An 18,286-nucleotide genomic window follows, 5' to 3' on the forward strand; every position below is an offset into this window, starting at 1 on the left:
CGGTGGGTCTACTCGCCGGTGAGGGCGGAGTATTCGGCGTGGCTGAGGAGGGGCGGCAGCTCGAGGAAGGTGACCTTGATCAGCCAGCCCTCTCCGAAGGGGTCGCTGTTGACGAGCTCGGGGCTGTCGACGACGCCGTCGTTGGTGGCCGTGACCGTGCCGGTGACCGGCGCGAAGAGCTCGCCGACCGACTTGGTGGATTCGATCTCTCCGACGATCGAGCCGGCGATGACGCCCGTGCCGACGGCGGGCAGTTCGACGAAGACGACGTCACCGAGCTTCTCGGCCGCGTATGCCGTGATTCCGACGGTCGCGGTGTCGCCCTCGAGGAGCACCCACTCGTGTTCAGCGGTGTACTTGAGGGTGGTCTGGTCGGTCATGGGGTGTCCTTTCGGCGGAACAACGGGCAGTGCGTCTGGTGTGGGGTGCCGGCGTGATTCGCCGGCGGGAGCGAGTGGGCGGATGCCCGCGGGGTCAGGGCTTCAGGGATCAGGGCTTGCGGGAGTAGAACGGGAGTGCGGTCACGGTCGCCGGGATGCGCGTGCCGCGCACGTCGACGAAGACCTCGGTGCCGAGCCGGGCGATCGACGGCGAGACGTACGCCATCATGACCGGATGCCCCAGGGTCGGGGAGAGGGCGCCGCTCGTGATCATGCCCTCCGGGGTGTGCGCGTCGGCGGTGCGGTAGACGTCGTAGGAGGCGCGGCCGGCACGCTTGCCCGCCGCCACGAGACCGACGAGCACGGCGGACCCCGCCTGCGGACCCTCTTCACTCGCGGCGCGGCCGATGAAGTCGGTCTCCTTGGCGAGGTTGACGACCCGGCCGAGTCCGGCCTGGGCCGGGTAGGTCGCCACGCTCAGCTCGTGGCCGTAGAGCGGCATCCCGGCCTCGAGGCGCAGGGTGTCGCGGCTCGCGAGGCCAGCGGGCACGAGGCCGTGGCCCGCGCCGGCAACGGTGAGGGCGTTCCAGAGTGCGAGCGCCTCGGCGACGGGCACGTACAGTTCGAAGCCGTCCTCCCCGGTGTACCCGGTGCGGGCGATCAACACGGGGACCTCGCCGAAGGTGCCCGTCATCGCCCGGTAGTAGCGCAGGGCGGCGAGGTCGTCCGTGGCCGTGAGACCGATGGTCGCCTGCAGGATGGCGAGGGAGTTCGGGCCCTGCACGGCGATGAGGGCGGTGTCGTCGCTCTCGTCGGTGACGGTCACGTCGAAGCGGGCCGCGCGCTTGGTGAGGGCCTCGAGCGCCGGGTAGTGGTTGCCGGCGTTGGCGATCACCAGGAACTCGGTCTCCCCGGTGCGGTAGACGACCACGTCGTCGACGATGCCGCCGGCCGCGTTGAGGATCAGGCTGTACTTCGCCTGGAAGAGGGCGATCGCGGAGAGCTTTCCGGCGAGGGCGTAGTCGAGGTAGGCCGCGGCATCCGCCCCGCTCACCCGGATCTCGGCCATGTGGGAGAGGTCGAACAGGCCGGCCGCGGTGCGCACCGCGTGGTGCTCGGCGAGATCGCTCGAGTAGCGCACCGGCATCTGCCAGCCGGCGAAGTCGGTGAAGCTGGCTCCGGCGTCGACGTGCGCCTGGTGCAGCGGGGAATACCGTTCGGTCAGTTCCGGGGTCATGAGTTCTCCAGGCAGGTCGGCCGCGGCCGAGCGAGATTCTCGGGGTCGAAAGACCCCGTGGGAACTCCCCCTCTGTCGTCAGGCCTGAGAGCTTCGCCGCGTCCTGGTCGGACGTGACTTTCACCATGGGCGAGCCGCACTGTGCTGCGACTACTTTTCAGAGTGGCCAGTCCGATGCGGTACGAGTACCTGAGAGATTGTCGGGGAGGATTGCTCCTTCGGTGTCCGGCCGCCGAGGCGCCGGACTCTCCCGCATCGGCCATGTCGGCCCGGTATTCAGTTGGACGGCGCACCCGTCAGGGCGCAACCGCTTCGCGAGCAGCTTAGCAGCCGGAGTCCCCCAGCGACCGGCTCCGGCCTGCCCGACCGGCCTCGGTTGCGGGCCGGTCAGGCGCCGAAGGAGTCTGTGGCCGCCTCGGTGACCTCGATCACTCGGGTGAGCAGGGCCTCCATCGACTCCGACCGCAACAGCTCGACCTGGTCGAGCGGTCCGACCGGTGCGATCGCCGCGAGTTGCCAGGCCGCGACAGCCGGGTCTCCGGAGAGTTCGACGTCGGGAGCCCAGGGCTGTTCGGTGAATTCGCTCGCGAGCGCGAGGGCCCGGCGCACGACCCGTTCGGCCCGTTCCCGCAGCGGGAACAGTTCGTCGTCCCACTCGAGTTCGGCGAGCTCGCGGACGCTCGCCTGCGGATGCGGGTCGTCGTCGAGCCACTCGAGCACCTCGATGCGCCGCTCGCCCTGCGCGACGACGCCGACGAACCCCTCGGGGGCCTCGAGCTGCGTGATCCTGGCAACCGTCCCGATCCCGAACCGGTGCTCGCCGCCGCCGACCTCCTGGCCGCGCTCGATCAGCACCACGCCGAAGACCGCGGCGTCGGCGTCGAGCACCCGCGCCATCATGATCAGGTAGCGCTGCTCGAAGACGCGCAGGTGCAGCGGCATGTGCGGGAAGAGCACAGATCCCAGCGGAAACATCGGCAGAGTGGTCACCCGCCCACCCAACCACGCTCGCGCCCCCTCACCAACCCCCGCCCCGCGCATCCGCTCGCCCACCCACCCGCGAGAGCGCGAAAAGTGCCCTTAGGCACCGGGTTTAAGGGCCACAAGTGCGCTCTCGCGGGCGTGCGGCGACATGCGGGCGGGGCGGATGCGGGGAGCGCGGGCGGTCAGGACTCCGTGACGTGGCCCGCGGCGACCGACCAGTGCCGGTCCGTGTGGACCGTGGCGAGCATCCGCCGGTCGTGGGTGACCAGGAGCAGCGTGCCCTCGTAGCCCTCGAGGGCCTGCTCGAGCTGTTCGATCGCGGCGAGGTCGAGGTGGTTGGTCGGCTCGTCCAGCACGAGCAGGTTGACGCCGCGGGCCTGGAGCAGGGCGAGGGCCGCACGGGTGCGCTCCCCCGGCGACAGCTCACCGGCCGGCCGGGTGACGTGGTCCGCCTTGAGCCCGAACTTGGCGAGCAGGGTGCGCACCTCCGCGGTCGACAGGTCGGGCACGAGCTCCTCGAAGCCCTCGGCGAGCGGCCGGGGGCCGAGCAGCAGCGACCTGGCCTGGTCGATCTCGCCGATCCGCACGCTCGACCCGAGGCTCGCGGTGCCGCTGTCCGGAACGAGGCGCCCGAGAAGGGCGCCGAGCAGGGTCGTCTTGCCCGCCCCGTTCGGCCCGGTGATGCCGATCCGTTCCCCCGCGTTGACCTGGAGCGACACCGGCCCGAGAGTGAACCCGCCCCGGCTGAACACCGCCTCGTTGAGGGTCGCGACGACAGCTCCCGACCGCGGCGCCTCGCCGATCGTGAAGTCGAGCTGCCATTCCTTGCGCGGTTCCTCGACCTCGTCGAGGCGCTTGATCCGGCTCTCCATCTGCCGCACCTTCTGCGCCTGCTTCTCGCTCGATTCAGCGGATGCCTTCCGCCGGATCTTGTCGTTGTCCGGGGACTTCTTCATCGCGTTGCGGACGCCCTGGCTCGACCACTCCCGCTGCACGCGGGCCCGGCCCACGAGGTCGGCCTTCTTCTCGGCGAACTCCTCGTAGTGTTCGCGCTTGTGCCGCCGGTCGGTCTCGCGCTCCTCGAGGTAGGAATCGTAGCCGCCGCCGAAGACCCGGTTGGCGCCCTGGGCGAGGTCGAGTTCGAGCACGCGGGTGACGCAGCGGGCCAGGAACTCCCGGTCGTGGCTGACGAGCACCACTCCGCCCCGCAGCCCGTGCACGAAGGCCTCGAGCCGTTCGAGGCCGTCGAGGTCGAGGTCGTTGGTGGGTTCGTCGAGCAGCACGACGTCGAAGCGGCTGAGCAGCAGGGCGGCGAGGCCCACCCGGGCGGCCTGCCCGCCCGAGAGGGACGTCATCGCCGCGTCGGCCGCGAGGCTGAGGCCGAGGTCGGCGAGCTGGGCGGGCATCCGTTCGTCGAGGTCGGCGGCACCGCTCGCGAGCCAGCGGTCGAGGGCAGCGGAGTAGACGTCGCCGGGGTCACGGTCGTCTCCCCCGGACGCCCCAGCGGGCGCCTCGCCGGCGAGCAGGGCGGCGGCGGCATCGAGGTCACGGCTCGCGTCGGCGCAACCGGTACGCCGGGCGATGTAGTCCGCGATCGATTCGCCCGGCCTGCGGTCCGGTTCCTGCGGCAGCCAGCCGACGAAGGCATCCGCCGGGGAGAGGCCGACGGTGCCTGCCTGCGGGGCGAGCCGGCCGGAGAGCAGCCGCAGCAGCGTCGACTTGCCCGAACCGTTGACTCCGACCACCCCGACGACGTCGCCGGGCGCGACGGTGAGGTCGAGCGAATCGAAAAGGGTACGGTGCGCGTACCCGCCGGCGAGGCCCTTGGCCACGAGCGTTGCGGTCATTGCTCCATGTTCTCATTGCGCCTGTTCTCCCGGCACCGCGTAGCCTGTTACTGCCCCGTGACCGGCACGGTGGCAGTTCGAAGGGCTTTCTTGTGGACACCACCCTGCTCCGGCGTTTCGTCACGACCGCCGAAGCCACCAACTGGGGTGCCGCGGCGAAGACCCTCAACATGACCCGCGCCACCCTGCTGATCTCCATCCGCAAGCTCGAGGAGGAGGTGGGCGGCGAACTGTTCGTCACCGTCGACGACGTGCCCACCCTGACGAGCGCCGGACTCGAGCTGCTCGAGGTCGCGCGCCCCGTGGTGCGGAAGCCCACTGCGGCAGCGGCCCCGCAGAAGCCGGCGAAAGCAGGCGGCAAGGCCAAGGCCTCCAAGGGCCAGGGCCGGGCGCCCGCGGTCAAGGGAGCACCGAAGCCCAAGGGACGCCGCCAGTCCCGCTGATCGACGGGACCCGCCCGGCCGATAGGCTGGCTTCGTCCACACTCGGGAAGGGCACGATCATCAGAGAACCACGGCACATCGACTCAGCGTCTATCCAGCGGATGGCTACAGCATGAACTGGGTGATCGCCGGACTTCCCCTGCACCCCCTTCTCGTGCACGCAAGCGTGATCCTGATCCCCCTCGCCGCCCTCTGCACGATCCTGACCCTGGTCTGGCCGACGGCCAGGCGCCGGCTCGGCATCGTGACGCCGCTGCTCGCGTTCGTCGCGCTCGGGGCGACCATCCTGACCGTGGAGGCCGGTGAGGCCCTCGCCGAGGTGATCACGCCGACCGCACTGAGCGGAGCGCACGTCGCCATCGGCGGAAGCGTGCGGTTCTGGATCTTCGGACTCTTCCTCGTCGCGGCGGCCCAGTGGGTGTGGTTCCGCTATTTCGGGCCGGGACAGAAGTACGCCGCGCGGATTGCCACCCCCGCCACCCGCACCGTCCTGACCGTTGTCCTCGCGGTCGCGGTCGCCGTCAGCGCCGTCGGCTCCGTCGTCTCTGTCGTCATCGTCGGCGACACCGGAGCCCAGGCCGTGTGGGCACCGGTCATCGGCAGCACGAAGTAGGAACCTCGAACAGCGAAGGCCTCGAACCCGCGAGACCCCGCGTATCTCCACGAACGGGCTGAGGGTCAGGCCCGATCGAGGCGCAGATACGAGTCGATGCCGTAGAGGCGCAGCACCCGGCGGGACCGCGCTGAGAGGACAGCGGATGCCTCCTCCGCCGGCACGATGACGGGGCTGGTGGCTTCGATGCGTTCGCCCTGGCTCTCGATCGTGCACCCGCCGGCCGCGAGCACGTTCTCGGACCCTTCCGTCCGGGCGCCGTACGGCAGCGGAATATACAGGCGGTCACCCACCGCCTCAGTGACGACGGGCGTCGCGTACTGCCTGCCCGACTTTCGGCCCACGTGGTGGACCACCGAGGCGTACCAGTTCTTCGACCCGGCTTTTCGCAGCATCGCGGGATTGAGCACCGTTCGGTTGAACCGGCGGATCGCATCGATCGCGGGGGGCCACTTCGTGCGGAACACCGTGATCATGAGGGTTCCGGCGGTCAGCAGGACGAGCGCAGCACCTCCGACGATCTGAACCATTCTGACGACAGGCAATGGCAGCCGGGATCTGGTCATGCAGCGAACCTAGGCGGTTGTCCGGCCCGTCGGAAAACCCGGGCGGAAGACCCCGACGGAACGCACGCCTGCGACAAACGAGGGCTGCCCCCGAAGACCCTATTGCCTCATGTCAATACCTCCGGGAAGCTGATTCATTGCCTCAACTGGAAAGCTCCGCGTAGTCAGTGGGTGAAGGAGTAGTTCACGGTGGGTTTGCGCTCGGCGGGTCGCTTGGCCAGGGCCATCGTTTCGAGCTCGCCGGTGAGGGCCAGGATCTGGCGGGACAGGGCTCCGGGCTTGATGCGTTTGAACTGCGCGTTCATCTGGATGATCGGGCGTTTGCGCATCGTCTCGTGGCTGATGGCGCGGTGGTGTGGAGTGGTCGCGGTGTCGTACTTCTTCGTGACTTTCGCGCCGTGACGCTGTTTGGACACGAGTTTCTGCTGGGGCAGGAAGTAGTTCGTGAACTCCCGGTCCAGCTCCCAGATCTCGTTGAGCTTGGCGAGTTCGGATGCCGTGTCGTAGCGGAGATAACCCACCAGTTCGCGCACGTGGGTCCAGTTCTTCTGCTCGACGTGAGCACCGTCGTTGCTGTGGCGGGGCCTGGACCGGGTAAACGTGATCTGATGCTCACGGCAATACCGGAACAGGTGATCATTGATGAACTCCGACCCGTTGTCCGAGTCGATCCCGATGATCGGGAACGGGAACACCGCCATCACGTGTTGCAACGCCTCGAACACCCACTTTTCGGCCTTGTTCTGGACGGACCTGTTCACCGTCCAACCCGTGCAGATGTCAGTCACAGTCAGGGTGAAACAGAACTGACCCGACGCGTTGCCGCCCTCGTGGCCGACCAAGTCGATCTCCACGAACCCCGGCACCGCGTCATCCCAATCGGCCCAGGTCCGGATCGGGATCTGCGACTTCAACAGCGTCCCCGGCTTGGTATGCGACCGTCCCCGCAACGCGATCTTCGCCCGCTCCGGCGCCAACCGGCGGTCGATCGTGGCCGCACTCATCCGCACCAGCAGCGCCGCTTCCTCGTCGCTGATATCGAGGTCGCCATCACGCCGCAGCAACGGCACCAACACTCCCAGCATCGGCGCGAGCCGCTTGCCAGCCGGCGCCCGCAACACCTTCCAACACGTGATCAGCGCCCGCGTCAACGCCGGCGAATACGTCGGTGCCCGCCCCGGCCTGGGCTTGACGACCTTCAACGCCAACGCGTCACGCAACGCCGCCCGCGCGTAGTCGCGATGCCAGCCCGTCAGCTCCACCACTTCGGTCAAGATCCGGGACTTGCCCGCACGGTCAGCGCTCCGATACGCGAGCGCCTTCTCCTTCGTCACAGCCTGCCGTTGCGTCATCGTCAGCTCCATAGAAACGGGCGTAACCCACATCCACCACCGAGCCAGAAACCCACGCCGGAAACGAAGGCTTTCTACTGAGGCAATGAATGCACCTACGCGGAGGTTTTCTATGAGTCAACGCGAAGACTTGACCGCGAGCGACTACGGGTGTATTACAGACGCCGTGAGGGCTCGGACGGGTTCCGGGCATGCCGTCCAAAGGAGGAATCATGGCACCCTTCACCCTTGACTCTTTGCGCCAACAAATCCGCGGATCCGTGGTCGGCCCGGACGACCCCGGGTACGACGACGCGAGAGCGGTCTACAACGGGATGATCAACCGGCACCCGGCCGTCGTGGTCAGGCCGTCGCAGGTCGCCGACGTGATGACGAGCGTCGCCTTCGCCAGGGAGCACGAGCTCCCCGTCGCGATTCGCGGCGGTGGGCACAGCGCCCCGGGCTTCGGCACGGTCGACGGCGGTCTCGTCATCGATTTCACTGGCCAGACCGGGGTCCGGGTGGACCCGGCCACGGAAACAGCCCGCTCGGCGGCCGGGGCGACCTGGGCGGACTTCAACCACGCGACCCACGCCTTCGGCCTCGCGACGACCGGCGGGATCATCGGCTCGACGGGCGTGTCCGGGCTCACCCTCGGCGGCGGAATCGGGTACCTCTCGCGGCAGTACGGCCTGTCCTGCGACAACCTGCTCTCCGCCGATGTCGTGACCGCGGACGGGCGGTTCCTGGTCGCGAGTGAGACCGAGAACGCGGACCTGTTCTGGGCCCTGCGTGGCGGCGGCGGCAACTTCGGAGTCGTCACCTCGCTCGAATTCCGGCTGCATCCTGTCGACACGATCTATGGGGGCCTAGTGATCTACCCTGCCGCGGAGGCAGAGACCGTCGGCCGTTTCTACCGGGACTTCATCGCGAGTGCCCCCGAGGAATTCGGCGTGTTCCTCGGCTTCCACCAGGGGCCGCCCGTGCCGTTCCTGCCCGAGCAGTGGCACGGCACACCCGTCTGCGTCATCGTCGGCGCCTGGACCGGCCCTCTCGACGAGGGCGAGAAGCGCTGGCAGCCGATCCTCGACGCCGCGCCCGTCGCCGGTTCCTTTGTCGGACCGCTCCCGTACCCCGTACTGAACGGCCTTTTCGACCCGATGCTGCCGAAGGGCATGCAGGCGTACTGGAAGGCGGACTTCCTCGCCTCGCTGAGCGACGACGCGCTGCGGGTCGCCGTCGACTTCGGGAGCCGGGTGCCGAGTATGGAGTCCGCGAACCACTACTACCCGATCGACGGTGCCGTGCAGCGGGTCGCGCCGGGCGCGACGGCGTTCGCCTACCGGAACGTGGACTTCGCGCCGGTCATCGCCGGGATGTGGCACGACCCCGCGGACAATGCGGCGAACATCCGCTGGGTGCGGGAGTACTGGGAGGCGCTGCACCCCTTCGCCGAGCCCGGCGGCTACATCAACTTCATGGACGCCGACGATCAGGCCAGGATCCAGCAGAACTACGGCCCGAACTATGCGCGGCTCGCCGAGGTCAAAGCCGCATACGACCCGGACAACGTGTTCCGCGTCAACCAGAACATCGGTCCCCGCGTCGATGCCCGGTCGGCCGGCACCCGGGCGCCGGGGGCGCAGCAGGGAGGCGTCACGAGCGTCGAGGACTGACTGTCGTCGTCGGGTCAGGCCTTCTTGACCACACTCGACTTCAGCTGCATCGCTCCGACGCCGTCGATCTTGCAGTCGATGTCGTGGTCGCCGACGCCGTCGACCAGGCGGATTCCCCGCACCTTCGTACCGACCTTCACCACGCCTGAGCTGCCCTTGACCTTGAGGTCCTTGATCACGGTCACGGTGTCGCCGTCCGCGAGAACGGTCCCGAAGGCATCCGTGATCACGCGCTCGGCGGATGCCTCGCCCGGGTCGCTCGTCGCGGTCGCGTCGGCCGCGGCCCACTCGTGCCCGCACAGCGGGCAGACGAGGAGTGCGCCCATCTCGTATGCGAGGTCGCTGGAGCATTCGGGGCACAGGGGCAGGGTATCGGTCACTTCCTCACAGTAGTCGAGCGTGGTCGCGGCCCCATCGTTCAGCGCCAGCTGCCGATGATCAGGCCCATGATCGTGAGGTTGAGCACGTCGCTCGACACCTCGATCAGCCAGACCCGGAACCCGACCCCGGCGAAGAGCCGGTGCGAGAGCGATGAGGCCGCGGCGAGCCCGATGCCGAGCAGGAAGCCGGTGAGTGCGCCCTGCAGCGGGCCGAAACCGGGAGTGGCCGGCGCGACGAAGGAGATCACGACGGCGACGCTCACGGCCTCGACAAACGCGGCGACGGCCGTCGAGCCGAAGACGACGGCCATGTTGCTGCCGGCCCCGGGCACCGCCGCCGGGTCCTTGCCCATCAGCTTCCACCAGACCGGGAAGAACGTCTTCGGGCCGAACCAGATGCCGCCCGCGATGAAGGCCGCGACGGTGGCGGCGAGAATGGCCAGCCAGTTGAGGTGGGTCAGGTCCACGATCGTTCCAATCGGTCGGCCGGTGCGAAGAATTCGACTGTATCGACAAGCGGATGTCCGCGGCTAGCCGCCGCCGGCCGCAACCGCCTTCGAGAATCGCCGTTCACGCCGAGTTCGCCCGTTCCGCCGGCGATTCTCGGCCGAAACGGCGATTCTCGGTCGCTCGGGGTCTCACGGTCGGTGACAACGGAGACGCAAAGTGCGAAGATGGTGGTCAGGGGCGATTTCCATCTTCCCCATATTGGGGGATGCACGATGAGACGTCCGGTTCTGTTGCTTGCTGCAGCTTTCACTGCCGCGCTCCTGCTGAGCGGATGCGCCGGGCCGGCCACCGGGGGTACCGCCGCCGGTTCGTCCCCGATGGCGACACCGTCCCCCTCCCCTGCGATGGCCACTCCCACCCCCACGCCCACCGCCGCGGCGAGGGCCGTCCACCTCTCGATCGGCGCGCTCGCCGTCAGCACCATCGACGCGACCGGCACGACGATCGCAACGACCCCGTATTCGGGCGGCGCCCCGGCCATGGTCGCCTTCCTCTCCGCTGCGATCGGCGTCGCACCGACCGTGGCCCGCACCGATCCCGAGACCGGCTGCTCGGGAGCGGCAACCACGTACACCTGGGCCGCCGGGTTCCTCGTCGACGTTCCGGACACCGAGAACCCGCCGCTCTACACCTGGACCGTCCAGGCCCGCTCCGCGCAGGTCGGCGACACCGGGCTGACCGTTCAATCCAGCACCGGGCTCGTCGTCGGCACGGATGTCTCCGCGAGCGCCGCCGCCCTCCCCGCCGACCAGAAGATCGACGAATACCAGGACGGCACCGGTCCCCTCGTCTTCGAGGTCGCCGGCCGGACCGCGGAGGACAAGCCGTACGGCGGCGCCGCCCTGGTCGGGCGGGGGGGAGTCCTGTCCGCGATCGCGGCCCCCGCCGGCCTCGGCAAGTTCTATTGCTGATCTCCTGCTGACACGGGTTCGGCCGTGCAGCGGCATCCGCCCGCCGGAACGTCTGCAGCGTCCGGAACGTCTGCAGCGTCCGGAACGTCTGCAGCATCCGGAATATCCACATCGTCCGCAGCGTCGGCAGCGGCGGCAGCGGCGAGGCTAGGCCTTCGTCTTCGCGGCCGCCTTGGCCGCGCGCTTGGTCTCGCGTACCCGCGCGAGCGATTCGGCGTCGACGATGTCGGCAACGGATGCGTGCGAGCCGTCCTGCCCGTATGGCGCCGAGGCGTCCTGCCAGCCCGGTGCTGCGAGAGCGAACCGTTTCCCAAGGATGGCCAGGAAGATCTTCGCCTTCTGCTCGCCGAAGCCGGGCAGCATCCTGAGCCGGCGGAGCACCTCGGTGCCGTTCGGGGTCCCCGATGTCCAGATCAAGGAGGCGTCGCCGTTCCAGTCCCGCGCGACGACCTCGGCGAGCGCCTGCACCCGTCCGGCCATCGAGCCGGGAAAGCGGTGCACGGCCGGCGTCGCCCGGAAGACTCCGACGAAGGAATCGGCGTCGAATGCCGCGATGGTCGCCGGGTCCAGGGTGCCGATCCGGTCCCGGATCTTGGCCGGCCCGGCGAACGCCGTCTCCATCGGCACCTGCTGGTCCAGGAGCATCCCGACCAGGAGGGCGAACGGGTCTTCGCTGAGCAGGGCGTCTGCGGCGTCGTCGCCGGTGAGGTGCAGCATCATGCGGCCATTGTGGCACCGGCAGGGCAGACCCGCGCGGACGGACCGCGTGAGTGCCGGCACCGGCGGCAGCAGCACCGCCGCCGCGCCCGCTTCGGCAGGCCGCGCCCGAAACGGCAGGCGCGGGCTGCCGTGTCGGGCGCGGCGGCGACGGTACCCCGCCTTCGGGGCCGGCGGGGCGGTCCGACCGGAGCGGATGCCCCTTGGTTCACGCGCGCGTGTCATACTCCGCGGGTGACGCTCTTCGAATCCGACTCCGGCTGGGCCCCGCGCCCGGTGCGGCGACCGCCCCGGTGGCGGCTGCGGGGCACCGTCTTCGGAATCGTGCTCGGGACCGTCGCCGGTGTGACGTTGGCCGCCACCTACCTCCCATCGAGCCCGCTCGCGGGTATCGCACCGTACTCGCTCCCGGCGGATCTCGCGCAGATCGCCGACCGAATCGGGTTCAGTGACGAAGGCAGGGACATCTTCCTGGCCACTCGTCCGCAGCTCCTCGACAGCGGTGATTTTCGCAAGGCCTGCGACGGGACCCCGGATGGGACCGTCCACGGCGACTTCGCGACCGTCGGGTGCTTCTACGGTCTCGGGGAGCACTTCGGACGGATAGCCGTCTTCCGCCCCAGCGACGCCCGGCTGGCCGACCAGATCGCGGTGACGGCCGCCCACGAGTTTCTGCACGCCGCGTATGCCCGGCTCACATCCGGTGAACAGGCGCGCCTCGACGCGCTCCTCGACGCGCGCTGGTCCACCATTGCGGCGGACGACCCGATTCAGGCGAGCGTCGATTCTTCGGTGGGGTCGGCGGCCGAGAACCGGTCCACCGAAGAATTCGCGTATTTCGGAACCGAGATCGCCGATGCGGTCGACCCGGCCCTCGAGGCGTACTACGCCCCCTATTTCCGCGACCGCGGTGCGCTCGTCGCGATCCACGACGCCGACCGCGCCCTCTGGGACGGACTCCAGGCCGACTACAGCGCGAAAGCGGATGCCCTCACCGTCCGGGAACAGGCGAACGCTGACGCGAGCGCGCAGTTGCAGGCCGACCGCGCGCAACTGGCCGCCGACCGCGCCTGGTACAACGGGCAGGCCGATGAGTACAACGCCCTCTCCCCGGAGGTCCGCGCCCGCACCTACGTCGCCGACTCCGACGGCACAGCGGGCCGTGAGCCGTACGGCAGCTATCTCGCCGGCAGGCTGGCCGAATTCGCGACGACGGAGGCCGACCAGGCGCGGCGTCAGGGCGAACTCGACGCCGCCGAAGCCGCAGCCCCGGTCGAGCGCGCGGAAGTGGAACGACTCTATGCGGACATCGAGGCGCTCACTGCCGCCGCCGTGCCCGCCGCGTGACGCGGGGCCGCTGTTGCCGAAAGCCCGCCGAGGTGCTCTGATGAGCGAATGAGCGAATCGTCCCTGCCCGTTCTGGCCACGAAGCTCTTCATCCCCTCGCCCCGCCCGAACGCCGTCTCCCGCCCTCGACTCCTCGAGCGTGTGTGGGAGGGGCTCCGCGCCGGTCACCGCGCGACTCTCCTGTCGGCGCCGGCCGGATTCGGCAAGACCACGCTGGCGAGCCAGTGGATCGCCGATGCCCGGGACGGTTCACCCGGCGCCCAGGTCGCCTGGCTCTCGCTCGACGCGAGCGACAACGACCCCTCCCGATTCCTCACCTATCTCATCGCGGCCCTGCACCGCGCCGATCCCTCGGTCGCCGCGGATGCGCACGCACTCCCGCTCTCGTCGATCGAGGACACGATGGCCGCGCTCATCAACGACGTCGCCGCAGCGCAGCACCCGATGATCCTGGTCCTCGACGACGTCCACCTCATCGAGGACAGCACGATCCGCGAGGGGCTCGCTTTCCTGATCGATCACTCACCACCGAACCTGCATCTGGCCATCATGAGTCGTTCCGACCCGCTCCTGCCGCTGGCCAGGCTGCGCGCGCGGGGCGAGCTGACCGAGCTGCGGGCCGCGGACCTGCGCTTCACTCCCGCTGAAGCCGCAGCGTTCCTCAACGAGGTCATGCACCTGGAGCTCTCCCCCGCCCACGTCGCCGCCCTCGAGGCCCGGACGGAGGGCTGGATCGCAGGCCTCCAACTGGCGGCACTGTCCATGCGGGACCGCTCGGATGTCGGCGGTTTCATCCAGGGCTTCACCGGCAGCCACCGGTTCGTGATCGACTATCTCGCCGAAGAAGTGCTGCAGCGCCAGCCCGATCACGTCCGCGGCTTCCTGTTCGATACCGCGATCCTCGGCCGGTTGAGCGCTCGCCTCTGCGATGCGGTCACCGGTCGCACCGACAGCGGCGAGATGCTCGCAGCCCTCGAGCGGGACAACCTCTTCGTCGTTCCCCTGGACGACCGTCGCGAGTGGTATCGCTATCACCACCTTTTCGCCGACGTGCTGACCGCTCGGGTGCTCGCTGACGGTCCTGAGCGGGTACCGGACCTGCACCGACGCGCGAGCGGATGGTTCGAACAGAATGGGCTGCCGGAAGATGCGGTCGCCCATGCCCTCGCCGCCGGCGATTTCGGGCGGGCCGCCCGGGTCATCGAGTCGACGGTCCCCGGCGTGCGCAAGAGCAGGCAGGATGCGACCCTGCTCGGCTGGCTCGCCGTGCTTCCGGGCGACATCATCGCCCGTCGGCCCGTTCTGGGTGTCTATCGCGCCTGGTCGTTGCTCGTGTCCGGTGAAGTGGATGCTGTCGAACCCCTGCTGGCGGACGCGGAGCGCGCGCTCGGCGCGACGACGGACGATGGCACGCCGGCCCACGACTCCGCGACCGGCGAGGAACTCCGGATCCTCCCCGTCACGATCGCCCTGTACCGGGCCGCCGTCGCGCAGGCGCGGGGCGACGTCGCTGAAACCCAGACGCAGGCGCGACGGGCGCTCGATCTCACCGGCCCCGATGACCACTTCGGGCGCGGTGCGGCGGCCGGTTTCCTCGGACTGGCGTCCTGGGCTGTCGGTGACCTCGGCGCCGCGGTCGACGCGTTCGGCGAGGTCGCCTCGAGCCTCCGTCGGTCCGGAAACTTGGCCGACATGCTCGGCACCACGATCGTGATGGCCGACCTCCTCATCCAGCAGGGACGGCTGCGGGACGCGCAGCGCGCCTGCGAGGATGCCCTGCGGCTCGCGGCGGACCAGGGAGAGCCGGTTCCCCAGTCGACGGCAGACCTGCACGTCGCCGTCAGTGAGCTCCTTCGTGAACGCTCCGACCTGCCCGCCGCCCGGGAGCAGCTGCTGGTGAGCCAGGCACTCGGCGAGCGGGCGTCCCTACCCGAAAACCGGTATCGCTGGTTCGCGGCGATGTCCCGGATCGACGAGGCGGAGGGGCGACTCGAGGACGCCGTTGACGCGCTCGGCGCCGCGGAGCAGCTGTACCGGCCCGGGTTCTTCCCGGAGGTGCGCCCGCTGGCCGCGCTGAAGGCCCGGATCTGGATCAGGCAGGGACGCCTCGGTGACGCCCAGGGCTGGGCAGACAGCCAGGGGCTCGCGACGACGGATGCGCCGACGTACCTGCGCGAGTTCGACCACCTCACGCTCGCGAGGCTCTCGATCGCACGGTACGCGTCCGACCCACGGGCCGGCTCCCTCGATGCCGCAGTGGGCCTGCTCGACCGGTTGCTCTCCGCCGCGGATGCCGGTGGTCGCGCCGGTCGGGTGAATGAAATCCTGGTCCTGCAGGCGATGGCCCACGCGGCGGCCGGCCACACCGACCTGGCGCTCCGCCCGCTCGCTCGTGTGCTGGCCCAGGCCGAACCGGAGGGATACCTGCGGCTCTTCCTGGACGAGGGTGCGCCGATGGCCGCCCTGCTCCGCACGGCCGCCGCCGAGGGAATCACCCCTGCCTATACCCGCCGCCTCGGCCAGGCATTCGTGCAGGAGGAAGATCCGCGGGCATCCGCCCGGCCGCTCGCCGATGCGCTGAGCGAACGGGAGCTGCACGTGCTCAGGCTGCTGGCGACCGAGTTGAGCGGGCCGGAAATCGCCCGCGAACTGTACGTCTCGGTGAACACCCTGCGCACCCACACCCGGCATATCTTCGGCAAACTCGAGGTCACCAGCCGGGCGGATGCGATCCGTCGCGCTGAAGGGCTCGGCCTCGTCTAATCGGTGCTGCGGTGCTGTTATCACCACACAGATCACCAACCAGGGTGATGCCCCGTCATCACATGTCTCCCTAGATTCAGGGTGTCTTCAGGCAACCGCCTGGGTCACACAGAACATCGGAGCGACTCATGAGCATCACGCCATCCACCCTCACCCGCGCGGCCGCCGGAGCGGCCGCACTCTCCGGGCTCATCTACATCGTCATCCAATTCATCCACCCCGCCGACGTCGTCGCCTCGCTCGCCACCCAGATGTGGATCACCGTGCACGTCCTCAGCTTCGGAATGGCCGTCCTCGGCATGATCGGCCTCACCGGAATCTACCTGCGGCAGGTGCAGAAGTTCGGGATGCTCGGCCTGATCGCCTACCTGATGTTCGGATTCTTCTTCATCCTGCAGGCCTCCTTCAACTTCACCGAAGCCCTCATCGCGCCGCTCGTCGCGACGGCAGCCCCCCAGCTCGCCGTGGACATCGTCGGCCTGTTCGGCCGTTACCCGGCCGTGAACGACCTCGGCCCTCTCGCGGCGCTCCCCCAGGTCGGCGGCCTGCTCTACGTCGTCGGAGCGCTGCTGTTCGGCATATCCATCCTCCGTGCCCGTGTGCTGTCTCGCGGCGCCGGCATCCTGTTGATCGTCGCAGCGGCCGTGACGCCCATCGCAGGCGCCCTTCTCCCGCATGCACTCGAGCGGATGGCCGCGATCCCGATGGGCCTGGCTCTGATCTGGCTCGGATACTCCCTCTGGACGAACCTGCGGACGACTGCGGCACCCGAGCTGGCCACCACCGCCGGCGCTCGCCTCGACACGACGCCGACGGTCTGACCCGGATTCGCCGGGGCGACCCAGGAGGAATGACATGAAGAATGAACACGTGACCCCACCCGGGTGCGGTGAATTCGACACGTACGAGATTCGACTCCAGGGGCAGCTGGATGCCGGCTGGACCGACTGGTTCGACGGCTTCCGGCTGACCGAGAGGAACGACGGGACAACGGCCCTCACCGGCACGGTCGTGGACCAGGCCGCGTTGCACGGGTTGCTGAGACGGGTCGGTGATCTGGGGGCCACGTTGATCTCGGTCAACGTCCTGACGAGGGCCGACCGATGACCAGAGAAAGGATCACACGAGACGCGGCGACCCGAGACAGGCTGACAGACGCCACGGCGTCACCAGATATGTCGACACACGACGGAGAGACACGCGATAAAGAGTCCAACGACAGGGCGACGCGAGACGCGGCGACTCACAACGCGGCGTCAGCAGTCAGGCCTCCTGCTGCGGTCCCAGGCGGTGCTCGTACCCGGACACGGGCGCGGGCCAACCGGCGGCAGTGGGTCGCACCGGCCGGGTTGATCCTGCTCAGCCTCATTCCGATCCTCGCCGGGGCCGCGCGCCTCACCGAACTGACCGGGGGCGCCGCCGCCACAGAGGACAACGCCCGGTTCCTCGACTCCCCCGTGCCGGTCATCACGCACATCGTGAGCGTGACCGTCTTCTGCCTCCTCGGTGCCTTCCAGTTCGTTCCCGCCCTGCGGCGCGGGGCGGGCAGGTGGCACCGCGTGGCGGGTCGGGTCCTCATCCCCGCCGGCCTGCTCTCCGCGCTCTCCGGCCTGTGGATGGTGGCGTTCTACCCGCACCCGCCCGGTGACGGCATAGCCCTCGGCGTGATCCGGCTCGTCTTCGGGTCGGCGATGGCCGTATGCCTCGTGCTCGGTATTCGCGCGATCGTGCGCCGCGATTTCATCAGGCACGCCGAGTGGATGACGCGTGCCTACGCGATCGCCGTCGCCGCCGGTACCCAGGCCCTGCTCCTCATCCCGGGAGCGATCCTCTTCGGGGCGAAGGACGAGCCCTCCCGCGCCGTCCTGATGGGTGCTGCCTGGGTCCTGAACCTCGCGGTCGCCGAGTACCTCATCCACAGTCGGCGTCATCGCCGAGGCTAGACAGCATCGCCTCAGACGTTCGCCGGACAGAACGCTCCCAGCTCTGGAGAGTTCTAGAACGGGCTTGGTTTGTCGGGGTCGTTGGGTTCGGGGTCGTTGGGTTCGTTTGGTTTGGGGTTGAGGTTCCAGACGTCCACGGCCGGGGCCGGTGGTTTCGGTGCGGGTTTGGGATGTTTGGGTGGTCTCATGTCGGCGGAGGGTTCGACGATGTAGCGGTACCCGGCCGGTGAGGTCCATTCGATGCGACCGTCGCCGAGGTGCCGAGGTGTCCACCGGGTGTAGCTCTTGACCGCGTGGTGATACGGGCACAGGTGGGCGAGGTTCATCGCGTCGGTCTGCCCGCCGTGTTGCCATTCGACGCTTTGGTCCACGTCGGAGCGTTTCGCGGAGCGGCGGCAGCCGGGGAAGGTGCAGGTTTCATCCCGCACCTCGAGCCACTTCTTGAGCGCGACCGGGACTTTGTAGGTGTCGCGTCCCATGGAGAGCACGACCCCGGTTTCCGGGTGGGTGAGTAGCCGGGTGAAACTCGGCGCCCCCGCCGCCAGGCGCCTCGCGGTGTCGGGGTCGATCGGCCCGTACCCGGCCAGATAGCCCGGTTCCTCACTCTTCCCGAGGAGAGTCAGCACGGGGACGGTCAC

19 protein-coding genes and 2 riboswitches are annotated in these 18,286 nt (G+C 69.1%); of the genes, 9 read left to right on the forward strand and 10 right to left on the reverse strand.

The window, feature by feature from the left end; all coding sequences use genetic code 11:
* Positions 1-8: 8 nt before the first annotated feature.
* The 4 genes from gcvH to MQH31_RS19015 form a co-directional block, all read right to left on the reverse strand.
* A complete protein-coding gene (gene gcvH / locus MQH31_RS19000; protein ID WP_243013348.1) occupies positions 9-380 on the reverse strand; it encodes a glycine cleavage system protein GcvH in 372 nt (123 codons plus the stop codon).
* Positions 381-489: 109 nt separating this feature from the next.
* Entirely contained in the window at positions 490-1,617 is a 1,128-nt protein-coding gene (gene gcvT / locus MQH31_RS19005; RefSeq protein WP_243013349.1) for a glycine cleavage system aminomethyltransferase GcvT, read from the reverse strand.
* A 65-nt stretch (positions 1,618-1,682) separates the two neighbouring features.
* Positions 1,683-1,783, reverse strand: a riboswitch (glycine riboswitch).
* Between the two features lies 1 nt (position 1,784).
* Positions 1,785-1,880, reverse strand: a riboswitch (glycine riboswitch).
* 124 nt (positions 1,881-2,004) lie between these two features.
* The gene (locus MQH31_RS19010) at positions 2,005-2,592 is read right to left on the reverse strand and encodes an LON peptidase substrate-binding domain-containing protein (RefSeq protein WP_166792674.1); all 588 of its coding nucleotides are present in this window, start codon (positions 2,590-2,592) and stop codon (positions 2,005-2,007) included.
* Between the two features lie 191 nt (positions 2,593-2,783).
* Positions 2,784-4,448 carry an ABC-F family ATP-binding cassette domain-containing protein gene (locus MQH31_RS19015; RefSeq protein WP_243013350.1) on the reverse strand — a complete coding sequence of 555 codons (1,665 nt, stop codon included), beginning with the start codon at positions 4,446-4,448 and terminating at the stop codon, positions 2,784-2,786.
* Between the two features lie 92 nt (positions 4,449-4,540).
* On the opposite strand from MQH31_RS19015, the gene MQH31_RS19020 reads away from it, so the two are divergent.
* Both MQH31_RS19020 and MQH31_RS19025 read left to right on the forward strand, forming a co-directional pair.
* The gene (locus tag MQH31_RS19020) at positions 4,541-4,891 is read left to right on the forward strand and encodes a LysR family transcriptional regulator (RefSeq protein WP_134535528.1); all 351 of its coding nucleotides are present in this window, start codon (positions 4,541-4,543) and stop codon (positions 4,889-4,891) included.
* 112 nt (positions 4,892-5,003) lie between these two features.
* Positions 5,004-5,504: a DUF2231 domain-containing protein gene (locus MQH31_RS19025; protein ID WP_243013351.1), complete on the forward strand. Its 501-nt coding sequence runs from the start codon at positions 5,004-5,006 to the stop codon at positions 5,502-5,504.
* Between the two features lie 65 nt (positions 5,505-5,569).
* Here MQH31_RS19025 and MQH31_RS19030 read toward each other — a convergent pair whose 3' ends face one another.
* Positions 5,570-6,070 (reverse strand): PNPOx family protein, encoded by a 501-nt coding sequence (locus tag MQH31_RS19030; RefSeq protein ID WP_243013352.1) that lies wholly within the window; start codon positions 6,068-6,070, stop codon positions 5,570-5,572.
* A gap of 164 nt (positions 6,071-6,234) precedes the next feature.
* Positions 6,235-7,422 carry a DDE-type integrase/transposase/recombinase gene (locus MQH31_RS19035; RefSeq protein ID WP_243013353.1) on the reverse strand — a complete coding sequence of 396 codons (1,188 nt, stop codon included), beginning with the start codon at positions 7,420-7,422 and terminating at the stop codon, positions 6,235-6,237.
* A gap of 212 nt (positions 7,423-7,634) precedes the next feature.
* Here MQH31_RS19035 and MQH31_RS19040 point away from each other — a divergent pair, with 212 nt between their 5' ends.
* Entirely contained in the window at positions 7,635-9,077 is a 1,443-nt protein-coding gene (locus tag MQH31_RS19040; RefSeq protein WP_243013354.1) for an FAD-binding oxidoreductase, read from the forward strand.
* 14 nt (positions 9,078-9,091) lie between these two features.
* On the opposite strand, the gene MQH31_RS19045 is transcribed toward MQH31_RS19040, so the two are convergent.
* Positions 9,092-9,457 (reverse strand): zinc ribbon domain-containing protein YjdM, encoded by a 366-nt coding sequence (locus MQH31_RS19045; protein ID WP_134535520.1) that lies wholly within the window; start codon positions 9,455-9,457, stop codon positions 9,092-9,094.
* Positions 9,458-9,495: 38 nt separating this feature from the next.
* The gene (locus tag MQH31_RS19050) at positions 9,496-9,924 is read right to left on the reverse strand and encodes a DUF1761 domain-containing protein (protein WP_166792673.1); all 429 of its coding nucleotides are present in this window, start codon (positions 9,922-9,924) and stop codon (positions 9,496-9,498) included.
* 255 nt (positions 9,925-10,179) lie between these two features.
* Between MQH31_RS19050 and MQH31_RS19055 the strand changes: the two genes are divergently transcribed.
* Positions 10,180-10,878 carry a hypothetical protein gene (locus MQH31_RS19055; protein WP_243013355.1) on the forward strand — a complete coding sequence of 233 codons (699 nt, stop codon included), beginning with the start codon at positions 10,180-10,182 and terminating at the stop codon, positions 10,876-10,878.
* 147 nt (positions 10,879-11,025) lie between these two features.
* Here MQH31_RS19055 and MQH31_RS19060 read toward each other — a convergent pair whose 3' ends face one another.
* Complete coding sequence (locus tag MQH31_RS19060) at positions 11,026-11,598, reverse strand: HhH-GPD-type base excision DNA repair protein (RefSeq protein WP_243013356.1); 573 nt, start codon at positions 11,596-11,598, stop codon at positions 11,026-11,028.
* A gap of 231 nt (positions 11,599-11,829) precedes the next feature.
* On the opposite strand from MQH31_RS19060, the gene MQH31_RS19065 reads away from it, so the two are divergent.
* The 5 genes from MQH31_RS19065 (at position 11,830) to MQH31_RS19085 (ending at position 17,648) form a co-directional block, all read left to right on the forward strand.
* The gene (locus MQH31_RS19065) at positions 11,830-12,942 is read left to right on the forward strand and encodes a DUF4407 domain-containing protein (RefSeq protein ID WP_243013357.1); all 1,113 of its coding nucleotides are present in this window, start codon (positions 11,830-11,832) and stop codon (positions 12,940-12,942) included.
* A 48-nt stretch (positions 12,943-12,990) separates the two neighbouring features.
* On the forward strand, positions 12,991-15,705 hold the full coding sequence (locus tag MQH31_RS19070; protein WP_243013358.1) for a winged helix-turn-helix domain-containing protein: 2,715 nt from the start codon (positions 12,991-12,993) through the stop codon (positions 15,703-15,705).
* A 128-nt stretch (positions 15,706-15,833) separates the two neighbouring features.
* On the forward strand, positions 15,834-16,526 hold the full coding sequence (locus MQH31_RS19075) for a hypothetical protein (RefSeq protein WP_243013359.1): 693 nt from the start codon (positions 15,834-15,836) through the stop codon (positions 16,524-16,526).
* Between the two features lie 34 nt (positions 16,527-16,560).
* Positions 16,561-16,812: a DUF8691 family protein gene (locus tag MQH31_RS19080; RefSeq protein ID WP_243013360.1), complete on the forward strand. Its 252-nt coding sequence runs from the start codon at positions 16,561-16,563 to the stop codon at positions 16,810-16,812.
* A gap of 242 nt (positions 16,813-17,054) precedes the next feature.
* Positions 17,055-17,648, forward strand: coding sequence for a DUF2306 domain-containing protein (locus tag MQH31_RS19085; protein ID WP_243013361.1), 594 nt, complete (start codon positions 17,055-17,057; stop codon positions 17,646-17,648).
* A gap of 53 nt (positions 17,649-17,701) precedes the next feature.
* On the opposite strand, the gene MQH31_RS19090 is transcribed toward MQH31_RS19085, so the two are convergent.
* A partial coding sequence (locus MQH31_RS19090; protein WP_243013362.1) for an HNH endonuclease signature motif containing protein occupies positions 17,702-18,286 on the reverse strand: 585 nt, incomplete at its 5' end.

The sequence above is a fragment of the Cryobacterium zhongshanensis genome, from assembly GCF_022760445.1.
In the GTDB taxonomy this organism is placed as follows: domain Bacteria; phylum Actinomycetota; class Actinomycetes; order Actinomycetales; family Microbacteriaceae; genus Cryobacterium; species Cryobacterium algoricola.